General features: G+C 68.2%; 11 protein-coding genes and 2 pseudogenes. 6 read left to right on the forward strand and 7 right to left on the reverse strand.

Annotation, left to right across the window (positions count from 1 at the left end; all coding sequences use genetic code 11):
• Positions 1-246: pseudogene (locus ACZ32T_RS36065) on the reverse strand (DEAD/DEAH box helicase family protein); the annotation flags it as partial.
• Positions 247-705: 459 nt separating this feature from the next.
• On the opposite strand from ACZ32T_RS36065, the gene ACZ32T_RS36070 reads away from it, so the two are divergent.
• From ACZ32T_RS36070 to ACZ32T_RS36080, 3 genes are read left to right on the forward strand one after another with little or no spacing between them, the layout of a single operon-like run.
• The gene (locus tag ACZ32T_RS36070) at positions 706-1,977 is read left to right on the forward strand and encodes a DUF1254 domain-containing protein (RefSeq protein ID WP_467371693.1); all 1,272 of its coding nucleotides are present in this window, start codon (positions 706-708) and stop codon (positions 1,975-1,977) included.
• Between the two features lie 2 nt (positions 1,978-1,979).
• A complete protein-coding gene (locus tag ACZ32T_RS36075; protein ID WP_467371695.1) occupies positions 1,980-2,657 on the forward strand; it encodes a GAP family protein in 678 nt (225 codons plus the stop codon).
• On the forward strand, positions 2,654-4,336 hold the full coding sequence (locus ACZ32T_RS36080) for a SulP family inorganic anion transporter (RefSeq protein WP_467371697.1): 1,683 nt from the start codon (positions 2,654-2,656) through the stop codon (positions 4,334-4,336). Before ACZ32T_RS36075 ends, ACZ32T_RS36080 begins: the two co-directional genes overlap by 4 nt.
• A gap of 798 nt (positions 4,337-5,134) precedes the next feature.
• Here ACZ32T_RS36080 and ACZ32T_RS36085 read toward each other — a convergent pair.
• From ACZ32T_RS36085 to ACZ32T_RS36105, 5 genes are all read right to left on the reverse strand, one after another.
• Positions 5,135-5,899, reverse strand: a complete 765-nt coding sequence (locus ACZ32T_RS36085) for a hypothetical protein (protein ID WP_467371699.1) — start codon at positions 5,897-5,899, stop codon at positions 5,135-5,137.
• A complete protein-coding gene (locus ACZ32T_RS36090) occupies positions 5,896-7,917 on the reverse strand; it encodes a hypothetical protein (RefSeq protein ID WP_467371701.1) in 2,022 nt (673 codons plus the stop codon). Before ACZ32T_RS36090 ends, ACZ32T_RS36085 begins: the two co-directional genes overlap by 4 nt.
• The gene (locus ACZ32T_RS36095) at positions 7,914-8,735 is read right to left on the reverse strand and encodes a hypothetical protein (RefSeq protein WP_467371703.1); all 822 of its coding nucleotides are present in this window, start codon (positions 8,733-8,735) and stop codon (positions 7,914-7,916) included. The genes ACZ32T_RS36090 and ACZ32T_RS36095 overlap by 4 nt, the downstream gene beginning before the upstream one ends.
• A gap of 99 nt (positions 8,736-8,834) precedes the next feature.
• Entirely contained in the window at positions 8,835-9,518 is a 684-nt protein-coding gene (locus ACZ32T_RS36100) for a Crp/Fnr family transcriptional regulator (RefSeq protein WP_467371705.1), read from the reverse strand.
• 19 nt (positions 9,519-9,537) lie between these two features.
• Positions 9,538-9,987 (reverse strand): Pycsar system effector family protein, encoded by a 450-nt coding sequence (locus tag ACZ32T_RS36105; protein ID WP_467371707.1) that lies wholly within the window; start codon positions 9,985-9,987, stop codon positions 9,538-9,540.
• A 578-nt stretch (positions 9,988-10,565) separates the two neighbouring features.
• On the opposite strand from ACZ32T_RS36105, the gene ACZ32T_RS36110 reads away from it, so the two are divergent.
• Both ACZ32T_RS36110 and ACZ32T_RS36115 read left to right on the forward strand, forming a co-directional pair.
• Positions 10,566-10,859, forward strand: a complete 294-nt coding sequence (locus ACZ32T_RS36110; RefSeq protein WP_467371709.1) for a hypothetical protein — start codon at positions 10,566-10,568, stop codon at positions 10,857-10,859.
• A gap of 474 nt (positions 10,860-11,333) precedes the next feature.
• Positions 11,334-11,831 carry a hypothetical protein gene (locus ACZ32T_RS36115; protein ID WP_467371711.1) on the forward strand — a complete coding sequence of 166 codons (498 nt, stop codon included), beginning with the start codon at positions 11,334-11,336 and terminating at the stop codon, positions 11,829-11,831.
• A 320-nt stretch (positions 11,832-12,151) separates the two neighbouring features.
• Here ACZ32T_RS36115 and ACZ32T_RS36120 read toward each other — a convergent pair whose 3' ends face one another.
• Positions 12,152-12,820: a transposase gene (locus ACZ32T_RS36120; RefSeq protein ID WP_467371713.1), complete on the reverse strand. Its 669-nt coding sequence runs from the start codon at positions 12,818-12,820 to the stop codon at positions 12,152-12,154.
• A 325-nt stretch (positions 12,821-13,145) separates the two neighbouring features.
• On the opposite strand from ACZ32T_RS36120, the pseudogene ACZ32T_RS36125 reads away from it, so the two are divergent.
• A pseudogene (locus ACZ32T_RS36125) lies at positions 13,146-13,720 on the forward strand (HNH endonuclease family protein).
• The last annotated feature ends 13 nt before the right edge of the window (positions 13,721-13,733 follow it).

The following is a 13,733-nucleotide window of genomic DNA, read 5'->3' on the forward strand; positions in this document are numbered from 1 at the left end:
ACCACCCCCCAAGACATGCGATCGACAGGGGGAGACAGTCATGCCAACTCCGGAGGCCGGGCGCCCCGTTGCGGGGCACCAAAACGGTAATGGGGTGGCCGTCATGTACAGCCGCCGCTCGGCAGGGATGCGCGCCTGGTCGTGGACGGACGCCCAGGCTTTACCGAGGTCACCGGAGGTGCGGTGTGCCTCGTCGACGACCAGGAGGTCGAAGGGGCGCATGGTCTGGCCGTACGAGCCGCGTAGATATCCCCGCTCTCTCGAGCAGCCCCGATCTCGTACGGGTGTGGACCGCTACCGGCAGGCTTCGTACAGCACCGAGTTCCTCCTTGGGGCTGCTGGCGTGCGTGCTACTGAAGGGGCGGCAAAGTTGTGTGTGCCGCCGCTCCCGCCTCCGGGCATGCGTGGGGCTTCTCGTACTTGGCCGGCGCTTGGTGTGGCCTTGGCTTCCGGGCCGGCAGCGAGAGCCGCCTCGAACCGGCCCGGACCCGGGTGCTGATTTTCCCTGCAGAGATCTTGTCTCGGGGGTGCGCTTGACAGCGACAGGGCCGTTCGTGGGAGATGTCGACTGATACTCCTACCCGCATGCATGGCCATGAATGCGTCTTTATGATCACCAGAAGGGCAAAGGGAAGATTTCTTCTACCTAGGGTGCTGCATGAGTGGTATGGATCTGAACGCAGTGCGGGCGACGGCGGCGGAGGCATGGGTGTACGGCCATCCGATGCTGGAGAACTACCGGACGATGTACGCGCAGGCTGTGGACCCGGACGATTCCCGGTACGTGGGCGGCTTCGGCACGTTCCGGCACTATCCGCAGCATCGCGGCCGGAGAACACCGACATCGTCACGCCGAACAACGACACCCCGTACTCGTGGTGCTGGCTGGACCTGCGCGCGGAGCCGTGGGTCGTGTCGGTGCCGGCCATGGACCGCTATTACGTGCTGCCCTTCCACGACCTGGACACCACCTACGTCGGCTACGTGGGTGCCCGCACCACCGGCCAGGACCGCGGGCACTACATGATCGCGGGGCCCGGGTGGTCCGGCGACGTGCCCGACGGTGTGGCCGAGGTCCTCCGCTCCTACACCCAGCTCGTGGGCTGCCTGGGCCGCACCGCCCTCACCGGTCTGACCGAGGAGGAGGTCGAGGAGCTGCGCGCCCTCCAGGAGCAGTACGGGCTGAAGCCACTGAGTGTCTTCGCCGGCACCGACGCCCCGGCCCCCGCCCCGGACCCGGTATGGCCGGTGTGGCGCGAGGAATCCGGTCAGGACATCGAGTTCTTTACCGTGCTGGACTTCCTGCTCGGCTTCTTCCCCGTTATGCCCGCGCAGAAGGATCTACGCGGGCGGCTGGCCGCTCTCGGTGTGGATGGCAGCGGCACCTTCGATGTGGCAGCTCTGGAACCCGGGGTCCGTGCCGCGATGGATGAGGGCATCAGCGTGGGTCGCGAGCGGCTGGACGCCGCGAAGGCCGGGGCGACGACCTCGTCGGGCATGTTCGGCACACGCGCCGAGCTGGGAGAGGACTATCTCGCCCGCGGGATCGGCGCGGACAAGGGCCTGTACGGGCTTCCCCCGGTGGGGGCCTGGTACGGAGGATGGGTCTTGGACAACGAGGGCAACCGCCCGCCGAACGCCTCGGACCGCGACTACACCGTCCGCTTCCCCGCCGACCAGTTGCCCAAGGCGCGGTTCTTCTGGTCGGCCACCCTCTACCGGCTCCCGGAGCGTCTCCTGGTGGACAATCCGATCGACCGGTACTCCATCGGGGACCGCACACCGGGCCTCGTCTACGACCAGGACGGCGGTCTGACTCTGCACGTCCAGCACAGCCGGCCCGCCGACCCGCGGCAGGCGGCGAACTGGCTGCCCGCCCCCGACGGCCCCTTCTCCGTCATCATCCGCATCTACGGACCGGACGCATCCGTGCTGGACGGCTCCTGGCAGCTACCGGTCCTGACCGTGGCAGGCTGATCATGGGTGACGCCATCGGGCAGATGCTCGCCCCGGCCGTCGGTATCGCCATCAGTCCGGTGCCGATCATCGCGGTCGTGCTGATGCTGGCGACACCGCGTGGACGCGTGAACGGTATCGCCTTCACGGCCGCTTGGGTGGTGACCCTGGCAGCGCTGAGCACGCTCGTCGTCCTGCTCGGCTCCGGCGCCGACGCCCACCAGGACGGGCAGACAGCTTCCTGGGTGTACTGGGTGAAGCTGCTGGCCGGCATGCTCTTCGTCCTGCTGGGCCTGAAACAGTGGATGGGCCGCCCGCGCGAAGGGCAGGAAGCCGACCTGCCCGGCTGGATGAAGAGCATCGACACCTTCTCCCCCGGTAAGGCTGCGGGGCTGGCCGCCGCACTGTCCGGGCTCAACCCGAAGAACCTGGTACTGGCCGTGGGCGGTGCCCTCTCCATCGCGGGCAGCTCCGCCTCAGCGGGAGGCAAGACCGTCGCCATCGCGCTGTTCGTGCTGATCGGCTCACTGTGCGCACTGCTGCCGCTCGGCGTCTACCTGACCGGCGGAAAGAAGTCAGTGCGGGTCCTGACGTCGTGGAAGGGCTGGATGGCTCAGCACAACAGCGCCATCATGACCGTCCTGCTGATGGTGCTGGGAGCCAAGTTCATCGGCGACGCGGTCAGCGGCCTCGCCGCATGACCCTCCCGGCGCCTCCGCGGGCCTGGCCGCTCGCCGACTGGCTACGCCACTACCGCAAGCCCTGGCTGCGCGGCGACGCCTTGGGCGCGCTCACCGCCTGGGCGCTGATCGTCCCGGAGTGCGTGGCCTACGCCCAGATCGCCGGCGTCCCGCCGCAGAACGCCTTCTACGCCGCCCCGGTGGCCCTGTTGCTCTACGCCCTGCTGGGCCGCTCCAGCTTCCTCATCATCGGTGCCACCTCAGCCGCGGCCGTGCTCTCCGCCGCCACCATCGCCGACGTGAGCGCCGACCCCGAGGATGCGGTCGGCCTGTCGGCGGCCCTCGCCGTCGTCGCCGGTGCCATCCTGCTGGCGGCCGGACTCGCCCGGCTCGGCTTCATCACCAACTTCCTCCCAGAACCCGCGCTGGTCGGCTTCCTCTTCGGAATGGCGCTGACCATCATCGTGCGGCAGGCGGCGAAGATCGCCGGGGTCTCCAGCGGCGAGGGCAATTTCTTCGAGCGGGCCTGGACCGTAGTGAGCAAGTTCTCCGACTGGTCGCTCACCACCCTCGCCGTGGGCGCGGCGGCACTGGCACTGCTCCTCGTCCTGGAACGCTTCCTGCCCAGACTGCCCGCATCCCTCATCGTTCTCCTGCTCGGCCTGCTCGTCTCGGCGGTCTACGGGCTGAAGGACCACGGAGTGGAGATCGTCGGCAAGATCCCCTCGGCCGTGCCGGTACCGCATCTGCCCGATATCGCCGCCGGCGACTGGATCAAGCTGGCCGGCGGGGCACTCGGCGTCGCCCTGGTCGTCTTCGCGGAGGCGTTCAGCATCGCCAACCGCTTCGCCCGCGAGCACAGCGAAGAGGTGGACGCCAACCGGGAGATGATCGCCATCGGCACCGCCAACATCGCCGTCGGCTTCGTACGAGGCTTCGTCGTCTCCGGCAGCGCCTCACGCAGCGCCGCCGCCGCAGGCGCCGGAGGGCGCAGCCCCATGGTTTCGCTGATCGCTGCCGGCCTCATCCTGCTCACCGGGGCATTCCTCACCCCGCTGTTCACCGATCTGCCGGAGCCCGTGCTCGGCGCCATCGTCATCGTGGCCGTACGCGGCTTCCTCAAGGTCGGCGAGCTCCGCCGGTACGCGGCCCTGGACCGCAGCAGCCTCTGGGTCGCGCTCACCGCACTCGCCGGCGTACTCCTCTTCGACCTGCTGCCGGGACTGCTGCTGGCCGTCGCACTCTCGCTGGTGCTATTCATCGCCCGCGCCAGCGAACGGAACCTCGCGGTGCTCGGCCGGCTCCCGGGAACCACGCTCTTCGAAGACACCGCCCTGCACGACGAGGCCACGACCACGCCCGGCGTGCTCACCGTCCGCCCGGACGGCAGCCTCTTCTTCGGCAACGTAGCCCGGATCAAGGGCTCCGTACGCGAACTGGCGAAAGCCGCCGAACCCGCCCCCCACGCCGTAGTCCTCGACCTCACAGCCAGCTTCCGCTTCAGCGTCCCCGTCCTCGACACCCTTGCCGAGCTACGGGAAGAGCTCGCCCACCAGGGCATCACCTTGCACCTCGCCCACCTTCGCACTCGCGCCGCCGAAGAACTGGCCCGCCACCCGCTCACCGACAAGCTCGCACCGCACGCCGTCCACCAGACCGTCGACGAAGCCGTATCAGCCGCCGCACGAACTACCAGTTGAAGAGGACAAGGGCGCACGCTCTCACCTGAATCTGCTGCTCTCTCCGCGAGCATCCGCCCCTACTCCGCCCGGCAGTGACGGTGCAGAAGTGGTGCCTGCGATCGCACTCGTTCAGGTGAAGTGCAGATAAGCCTGAGTTCATGGAAGGCGAGCCCGGCGACGCGCTGACGCTGTCCAGCGGCCGGGCCGGGATGAGCGCCCACCGTGAGCATCCTCTCGCCCCGGTCCGCCGCCAAGGGCCGTGTCGGCGGCCAGGGCGTGGCGGGTGAGCGAAGGAGGCCCTAGCGGTCGATGCCTGCGGCGAGGGTGTGAGACGGGGGGATCGCCCTGTCTGACTCATCGAGCCCGGCTGACAGCGGCTTGCCCTGGTACTCGGTGAGCATGGTTGCCGATTGTGGTGTCAGGAATAGTCGGGTTGGTGAGGCTGTGCCGACGGCTGCCTGCCCTCGGTGTCCAAGGGGCGGCTCCAGTCGAGGACGTGAATGCCCGCGCTCTGGACGAGGCTGGGTTCCAGTCCTAAGTGCTGGACGGGAGAGTGGCCATGGCGGTTCAGCCATCTACGGCGGCGCCGTTGTTCTGCCGGGTCCAGCGTGTGCCATTGGTCGTAGTGGATTCCAGGGGCACCGCACGGATTTTCTCGGTTCCAGGCACGCAGGAAAGCCGCTTCCTCGGTTGAGGTGCGCAAGGTGATCAGGGCCCACGCGGTTTCGTACGGCAGGGTCGGACCGTGGCGGGCCATGAGCTGGAAGGTGCGCAGTTGTCGCAGAGGAGCGAGGAGCCATCGGGCGGTAGGGGTCTTCATGCGGGTTGACTCCCGGGGGCTTCAGGGCCGAGCCACTGGGCGGCGGTCGCCTGCAGGTCGTGTTGGCCGAGGACGTTGAGGGTCTGGACGAATGCCTGGAGGAAGACCTCTCGCTGCTGGGGCGTGTGCAGGTCGGTGAAGAGCTGGTCGGTGAAGCGCCGGACGTCACCGCGCAGGTCGTCGTCCATGGGTTCATGCGGCTGGGGAAGGTTTTCCAGCGCTGCCGTAAGCCCCTGGATGTCGTTGAAGCGGTCCGGGAAGCGGGCGATCCACCACACCCGGCGCAGGTCAGGGTCGGCGAGGACCCGCTGAAGCTGGGCCAGGCGGTACAGGTTCTCTTCGTGGTCGAGATCGGCTGCCTGTTGACGGCGGGCGTGTTCTTCGGCAAGGCCGCGGTCGTGGGCCGTGACATGCAGGTCGACGGCACCTGTGGCCTCCAGCCCGGATACGCGGCTCCAGTGCGCCAGAACGGCGTTGGCCGCGTCCTGGGCCGCACCCACGTCGAGCACGGAGTACGGCCGCACGGCATGCGCGGTCCTACGGCGCAGATGGTCGCGCGCCAGAGCGGCGGGCGCTTGATGATCTGGTGCCGAGGCGCCGGGGCGGCGCCACGATCCGTTGATGCGGGCCGTGAAGAACACACTGGCAAGGTGGCTGGCTATCCGCTCGCCGGTCATGACGAACGGATGCTGTTCCGAATCGGTGTGGGCGGCACGCAGTGCGCTGCGGCCGACTCGATTGCGCCACGGCAGGAGCCTCACGCCGGTTCGGAAGAGGGCTGACCGGCACGGTGCGCGGGGGGCCAGTCTCGGGCGGGCGATGCCGCGTGATCGGTGAGGATCTCATCGAGCAGCCGTCGGCGGCGCGATCGCCCCAGATCGGAGCTGCCGGAAGAGCCCACCAGCAGTGCGGCTGGTCCCACTTGCCCGGCGCAGCCGCGCAGCACGGCGGTGGCCAGGGGCAGGATCTCCTCGTCGGGCAGCTCCGGCGAGTCGAGCCAGGCCGCCAGGCGGACGTGCGCCGCCTCGGCTGTGGCCGGCTCCTGCAGCAGAACCTGCCAGCCGCGGATGCAGAGCTCACCAGCCAGCGTGGAAGAAGGGCCGTCGGGTGCCCCCGTCCCGCCGGCCAGGAGAAGTGCCTCGCCGGTCTCGGCCAAGGCCAGGAACGTCCTCGCGCCGGCGCTGCGCACCGTGCTGTCGGTGGACTCGGCCCACCCGACGATCTCGGACAGCACCAAGAGGTGCTGTCCGGGATCGGTTGCCAGGATGCGTATGGCGTCGGTGGCTGCCTGGAGTGACACGTCGTCGCCTCTCGCGGCCAGCAGACGCAGCCGGGTCAGCGCGACCCGGGGATACTTCCGTCCCAGTTGGCCGGCACAGATCTTGCCGACGGCCTTGATCAGTTCAGGGCTGGTCGTCTTCTGGTGAGCCCAGTCGTAGAGCTGCTTGCGAACGGCGACGCCCGTCACCGGGTGCAGCGCCATGGTCTCCAGGATCTCAATCGCCAACTGCCGGTGTGTGCTGCGGCCTGTGCCGATCCAGTTGCTCGCCACGGACCGCACTGTTGAGCCGCCCGGCAAAAGGGACAGCTGCACCAAGCAGTCGGCGATTCGTTGCAAGTACCCCACGGCGATTCCGTCGGGTGCGCTGATCTGCGAAGCCCATTCCAGGAGAACCGGCCTCAGTTGCGGCCGCTGCTGCCATACGTACTTCAGGACCGCGGCGGGCATTCCGTGCTGCTCGGCCTCCAGGGATAGATGCTCGTCCTCCACCTGGCGGGCGTCAATCGCATTCAGACGCTGCTCTAGGTCGAGGCCGGCCAGCGCACCGCCAGGCGGCAGCTTGCCTCCGACCTCGGTAAAGAGCCGGTCGGCTGCATCGAGTACGACATCGGCCGGAACCATCTCCAGGAGCGCGGCGGCCACCAGGAGGGTACGTTCGCGCAGGTCCTTGTCGGCGGAGTGCTTCTCGAACCAATGATGCAAGTGGTCCTTCCAGTCGCCGAACTCCTCCTTGACCGCCATCGTGTCGTCGTCCTTGGCCTGGGCGATGAGCCTGGCCAGGCGAGCAGCCTCGGCAGCTGAGGCGCCTGCGGCCAGCAGGCTGTCCAAGGGGTCACTGCTCAGCCAGTGTGCCCTTGCGGGCGCGAGGTACTGCAGGTGAGCCTCGGCGACCTGTGGTGCCGGCGGGCGGACGACGGGCAGGGTGGGGACGGCAGTGAGCGTGCCGGGGCGCCAAGCGCTCGGGTCGGCCAGGATGATCAGGAATGCTGAATGAGCTTCGGCCTCCTTCTGATAGTCCGCGAGCCCGGTGTAGAAGTCCTCGGCAAGCGTCCGGTAGCCGGTCAGATCCAGGACGAAGCCGTGCCCCTCGGTAAAGGGGATCTGCTCCGTGCGGGGCCGGTCCCAGTCCAGCAGCAGCCACAGGATCCGTTTCCGGGGGACCCCCGCGTCGCGCAGCACGCGCAGTGCGGTGGTGCGCCGTCCAGCGCCCGCCTCGGCGCAGACCACAAGGATGGGGCTCCGGCCGTAGGCGCGGGTAAGCCGGTCGGCGCCGACTTTCGCCTGTCCGGATCCGTTCGGGCCGGGGGAGTCGACGAAGGCGTGTTCAACCAAATCCATCTCGGCGTCGCCGATGTGGACCCCGCGCAGGTTCTCCCACCCTCGCACGTACCGGTGGATGTGTTCTGCGTAGTCGCCGGAAACCTGTGTCACCTGGGCGTTTCCGGACGCCTCAGCCTGCTGATAGAGCTTCTTCTCGTTGTCTTCCGGGCCCGTCACGACTGCTCCTCAGGGCTGGCGATGTAGTCGCGGCCCACTTGCACCAGCCGTGCTTTGCCTGTTGCTCTGCCCTTTTGCCGCACGCTGTCCTGGTGTCCGTCGCCGGCCTCTTGCGTTGCGGCGGGGGCCGGCTGGGGTTGCGGGTCGAGGGCTGCCGTGCCTGTGTATGTGGCGAGGTAGGGGCTGATCACGGCCGGCGCCAGTGTGGGGACGAAGAGCCAGCACGTCTCCTGGAAGTCCGGCTTGCCGTCGACGAGGGCCGTGGCGCGCTGGAAGCTGTGCATGCCGAGAGACGGGGTGCGGCCGGCGCGCACAGTACGGCGCAAGACCGTGTCGGAGATTGCCGCGGCCAGTGGCAGGTGGTGGGCAACGGCGGCGGCCATGGCACCGCGGGCCGCGTCACTGTCGACCAGACGGCAGGCGTCGTTGACGGCATCACCGCGGTGGTCCGGCGGATCCAGGGGGCCGGTGTGCACGCTGGCGCGCAGCCGAATCGGCGGTGCGCTGGCCAGCCTGGTCCGTTCGTGACGCTCAAGGGCCCGGCTCAGGTGGGCCAGGAAGGGATCGATCAGCCGGGCTGCGTGCCGGGCCGGAAGCACGAAGATGGCGCCGTCGCCGCGGTCCTTGACCGTGTTCTCAAGCACGGTGATCTCGCCGATCATGCACTGCGCGAACACGGTGGCGAGGATGTCGTCCAGATCGGATCGGGTGGAGGACATCCTCGCCTCGGGAATCTGGCTGTATTCCTTCATGTCGACCACCAGGAGGGCGTGTTCCTCAGGAACGTCGACGGCGTCGTGTGAGTCCTCGGGCGTCATGGACGGCCTTTCGCGGAGAGGGGCTGTGCGGATGCCCCATGCTGGCCGCGTGCTCACCGAGACGGTGCCCAGCACTGGGCACCGCGAGAGTGCGGTCGGTCACCTGCCCATGTCCGCGTGCGACTGGATCGAGGTGATGTCCCGGACGGCGAGCCCACTGGCAGCCCCGGTGACCAGCCAGCCCTTCTCACGCCACGGCTTCAGCGCACTACCCACGGCGTTGCGGGACGCGCCGATCATCTGTGACAGCTCCTCCTGGGTCAGCCGCACGATGTAGTCCGGGCCCGTCGCAGAGGCGGCCTGCAGCAGCCGGCCCAGAGCCGAGGCCAGACGCACCGCAACCGGCGCAGTGGCCATCTCCAGGCGGACCAACTCCGCTTCACGAACCCGCGCGATGGCGTGCCGCAGCAGCGCAGTCTGCAGACCATGGCGTTCGACAAACGCAAGGAACTCGGGGGCCGGGACGATATGTACCCGGCAGTCCTCGGCGGCGATGACCGACGCCGTGCGCGGCTGGTCGTCCAGGACAGCCAGTTCACCGAGCAGTTCTCCGGCGCCGCGCACCGCCAGCAACGCACGCTCTCCATGTGCGCCGGTCAGCGTGACCAGGGTGGATCCGGAAGCCAGCATGACGACGTGGGTACCGGGGTCCCCCTGACGTAACAGGACGCTTCTGGCCGGCCGCATGCGAGGAGGAACGAGGTCGGACAACTCGGACCACAAATGCGGCCCGATGATAGAGATATGCGGCTGATACATCCCACCCCCGCGTGCGGTAACCATCACAGATACCGTGATTTTCTCAACCCGTGATGTAGAGGATCAATAGTCCGAATCCGGCCACCACCAAGGCGCTGGCGATGAAGTCGACAGTCCGCTTCACAGCCCGGAACTTCCGCTGCGCCAACAGCGTGAACAGCTCCAGCCGTTCCGCTTCCGCCCGCAGGTGCTCGCTCGAGACCGCCATTGCGCCTGCCGGAAAGTGGGCGTCAGCTCGGCACAGGCTGGAGGCCGAGCAGGCAAATACTCGCAGCCTGTTTCCCCGCGGCAGAACCGGACGGATCGCAGTCATACCCATGATCAAAGCAGCCCCGAGAAGAACGCCGGAAACCGCCAAAGCAGCCATAGCCAACCGCTCAGGCCTAGGCGCAGCCGTCAGCACCGCCGCGTCCACAGCAAGCAGACCACCTGCCACGCCGCACAACGCTGTCGCCTTCGTATCCGCCCGCTGCAACTCGGTGAACATCGCCATGGCCTCATCCCGCAGCCGGTGTAGACAGTCGGCTGCCGCGGGACTGGTATCGGTCTCAGGCATATCGATCCCCCATGTCATGCGTACTGGTTTGTCTGTGCCTGTCCACCGTGCGCCGGACGTGTCAGCGCTGCCGCCCACTGAAGGGCACCGCACCCCCCGGCCTCGTCACAGTGGTCAAGCCCCACGCGCTTCGGCAAGGCAGCAGCGCTTGCTGGGGGTGACACCGCAGACATGGTGGTCGCAGCCCTCCATCACTCCTCCTCCGTATATCGGGGGATCGCGGTGACGTGACGGGTGGCTTCGTGCATCTCAAGGAACAGCGATTGTCGACCGGTTCCGGAGTCAGTTGTCGATCAGCTGGCTCGTGAATGTCGAAAAATGACGGCAGTGCCGTGGCAGGCCACCACGCCGGCTCGGCCCTACGGCCGTCGCCGCAGCTCAGGATTTCCTCTGACACGCGATCGGTCGGACACCGTCGCCCTCCTCGGCGATGCCAGCTGGCTTCGTCGGTGGTCTCGTCGACGAGGAAACCGTGATTCGGCGACAGCCCGCCGCGGCGCTCGTAGGATGCCTGGATGCCTAAGCCGATACGGATGAGCCGCCGCGGGTGGGTTGCCGCGTGGGCGGTGCTGTGCGCGGCTTGCCTCGCCGCCACCGCTAAACTGAACGCCTCCTCGGCCCCAGATCCGCAGCCCGAGAAGTCCGTCAGTGCCGAGTGCGCCGAGCGCATCGCGGACATCGAGACGCAGCTGGCCAAGGCCAAGCAGGAAGGCAAGGGAGACGGAGTGCTGGTCTTTTCACAAGTCCAGGTCGGCACCGAGGACGATTGCCGTGACGATGTCCGTAACCACTTCCGTGGTGATCGGTGAGCCGCGGTACCTGGCTCGCCGTGATGGCAGGGCTAACCTTCGTCGCTGCCGGGGCGACCATTGCCGTGGGCGCCACGTCGGAACCGGAGCCGCGGCCCACGCCGCCGCGGGTGTACTCCTCCTGCCTGGTGGCCGACACCAAGCCGGTGTCTGCGGACGACGCCCCGTGCGACGGCCGCTGAAGAACGTCCGAGCGACCGTCCGCCGCATGGCAGAGCACCCAAACCCAAGCTGGCCTCTTGGCTGACGGTGCCACCACAAGAACCGTGGACATCGGGGTCCACCCCGATGAGGGGGACCCTGTTCGTCGAGGGCGGGGAGATCTAACTGGCCACCGACAGCCCTGGCAAGAGACCTGGTGACTCCCAAACTCAGGTTCTGGTCCAATTTCTGTGGAGCTCACACGCTCTGTAACCCTCGGGGCAGGGCCGTCCTTCGTGACTGGTTGACAGACCTGTCTGGGATCATGCCCGTATGGACTTCGACCTCGCCCCGCCAACCGGCGTTGGCCCGTTGCAGATCGGTATGAATCGGCACTCGGCTGACGCGGCGCTGAACTCGCTCCGCGATCTCTCCGCAGTCTCGGAGGTCGACCGGCCGGGGCAGCACGTCTTCCGTCCCAGTGGACTGATGATCAGCATCCACTGCACGCGTGACATGCTCGAAGCCATCGAGCTCGGGAGGCCGTCGACTAAGACAGACCGAGTCACCTTCCGGGGCCTGGACGTGTTCGCGACCCCGGCCCGCGAGCTGGTGCAACGCATGGGCGAGCACACCTCGATCGAGGCAGACCCCGACGACCCGGCATCCTTCGTCGCCTCTGACCTGCTCCTTGGCCTCTGGCGCCCGTTCGTGGCCGATGACAAGCCAGAGGAAGAGCAGGGGTACTACTTCAGTTCGGTCCTGCTGGCACGCCCCGGCTATTACGACACCCCTGCTCAGGCTGCGGAGCGACTCCAGCAGAGCTCGTAACCGTCCCGTCAGGATGCCAGCAGGACCCGTTTCCGTAAGAGGCCGAAGCCGGCCCGGCCGTACATCTGGCGCTTGATCATTTTGATTCGGTTGACGTGCCCTTCGACGACGCCGGAACTCCACGGCAGTGTCAGGCCGGCGGTGACGGCAGCGAATCGCGTTCGAGGCCGTTGACGAAGGCGTGGAGACTGGGCAGGTCGTCGGCGCGGACCCGGGGACGGCCTTCAGCTTGAGCCTCTCGCTATCCGGCAGAATATCTGGGTGAGTCAGGATCCAACCGGTGACCGTGCGTGGCGACGGCGGACGGGCTGCAGGCGCGGTCAGAGATGTACGGAACGGCTGGAGGTAGGCGCGGACGGTTCGTAGCCGCCCGTGTAGCGGTGCGTCTTGATCTCTTCCCAGAGGGTCCAGGCGTTCGTGCAGCCCTCGGCCCATCGCTCGTGTAGGTGGGACTTGAAGTCGTCGAGCTTGGTCCTGCGGTTCTGCCACTGCCCCTGGAACAGGTCTTCCGGCCTCGCGGCGTCGGCCAGCCGTTGGACGGTTCGGTATGTCATGCCGAGCTGGCGCTGGATCGAGCGTCGGCTGCGGCCGGAGGCCAGCAGCGCGTGGACGGTGGCGTGGTTGGCGCGGGTGCGGTCGGCGCACCGGTGCCCGGTCGGCCATGGCGACCCGCCCTCGGCCGGTGTCGGAGCCGGAGTCTTCTCCAGCTCCGACGCGGCGAAGGTCGCGCGCAGGCACGGGCGGTGGCGGGAGACGCACCGCTCGGCCGCTTCGCCGAGGTTGCGCCAGAGGTGGAAGCGGTCTGCGACCTGGACCGCGGTGGGCGCCCCAATGCTGGCGCCCTCGGCGAAGAACGGGGCGCGATCGCGGCAGACGGCCTCGATCCCTGGACGCTCGGCCAGCCAGGCCGCCAGTGCCTGCCTCGCGATCCGGCAGCAGGCCCACCGGCCTACGGGTCTCGACGTCGACCAGCACGGTCCCGTAGACACGACCCTTGCTCATCGCGTACTCATCGACGCCGACCACGCGCGGTACCTGTGGCTGGTCTTCCGGAAGGGCGTCGACCAGCCGCAGGACCGTGTTCCGGCTGACCCTCGCCCCGAAGACGTCGGCCACCAGCCGAGCACCGGCGCGACCGGCCAGAGCGAGGCCGACCTCGGCCAACACCGATCGCAGTCGTTCGGTCCGCTGGCTGTGCCGGCGGGTCAGGCCCGCGACCTGTTCAACGAACGTCCGCCGCCCGCAAGAAACGGCCTCGCACGTGAAGCGCCGGACACGAAGTCGCAGCACCACTCGCCGTCCCGCCACGGGGAGGTGACCCCCCTGGCCGACGCGGTCGGCCTGGTGCAGGCGGCGGAGGAGAATCGTGCCGGATACACCCGCAGGTCCTTCAAGCACTGGAACTCCGGCGAGGACAAGTCCGACGGGTGCAACACCCGCGCCGAGGTCCTCCTGTCCGAGGCGGTCGTCGCGCCGACGGTGGAGACCGGCTGCAAGCTCACCGGCGCACGTGGATCTCCTACTACGACGGCCAGGAGGTCACCACCCCGGGGCCCTGGACATCGACCACATGGTGCCGCTCGCGGAAGCCTGGGACTCCGGCGCTTCCACCTGGACCGCGGCGCGGCGCGAGGCCTACGCGAACGACCAGGGGGCGAGCGTCTCCCTGGTCGCGGTGACGGCGCGCAGCAACCGGCAGAAGTCCGACCAGGACCCGGCCGACTGGATGCCGCCGTCCCCGCAGGCGCAGTGCCGGTATGTGGGGGGAGTGGGTTGCGACCAAGCTCCGCTGGCAGCTCACCGCGGACGAGCGTGAGCTCGAGGCGCTGAAGGTCTACGCCGACGGACCGTGCGAGGACACCATCGTCCGCTACACACCGGCCGCCTGATCCCTTCCGCCGC

Source organism: Streptomyces sp. NPDC023573 (assembly GCF_055559735.1).

Bases quoted from the DNA above. Each gene is read 5' to 3' on its own strand.
- ACZ32T_RS36070 (WP_467371693.1), top strand. From the start codon at position 706: ATGGGTGTACGGCCATCCGATGCTGGAGAACTACCGGACGATGTACGC.
- ACZ32T_RS36075 (WP_467371695.1), top strand. From the start codon at position 1,980: ATGGGTGACGCCATCGGGCAGATGCTCGCCCCGGCCGTCGGTATCGCC.
- ACZ32T_RS36080 (WP_467371697.1), top strand. From the start codon at position 2,654: ATGACCCTCCCGGCGCCTCCGCGGGCCTGGCCGCTCGCCGACTGGCTA.
- ACZ32T_RS36095 (WP_467371703.1), bottom strand. From the start codon at position 8,735: ATGACGCCCGAGGACTCACACGACGCCGTCGACGTTCCTGAGGAACAC.
- ACZ32T_RS36100 (WP_467371705.1), bottom strand. From the start codon at position 9,518: ATGGTTACCGCACGCGGGGGTGGGATGTATCAGCCGCATATCTCTATC.
- ACZ32T_RS36105 (WP_467371707.1), bottom strand. From the start codon at position 9,987: ATGGCGATGTTCACCGAGTTGCAGCGGGCGGATACGAAGGCGACAGCG.
- ACZ32T_RS36110 (WP_467371709.1), top strand. From the start codon at position 10,566: ATGCCTAAGCCGATACGGATGAGCCGCCGCGGGTGGGTTGCCGCGTGG.
- ACZ32T_RS36115 (WP_467371711.1), top strand. From the start codon at position 11,334: ATGGACTTCGACCTCGCCCCGCCAACCGGCGTTGGCCCGTTGCAGATC.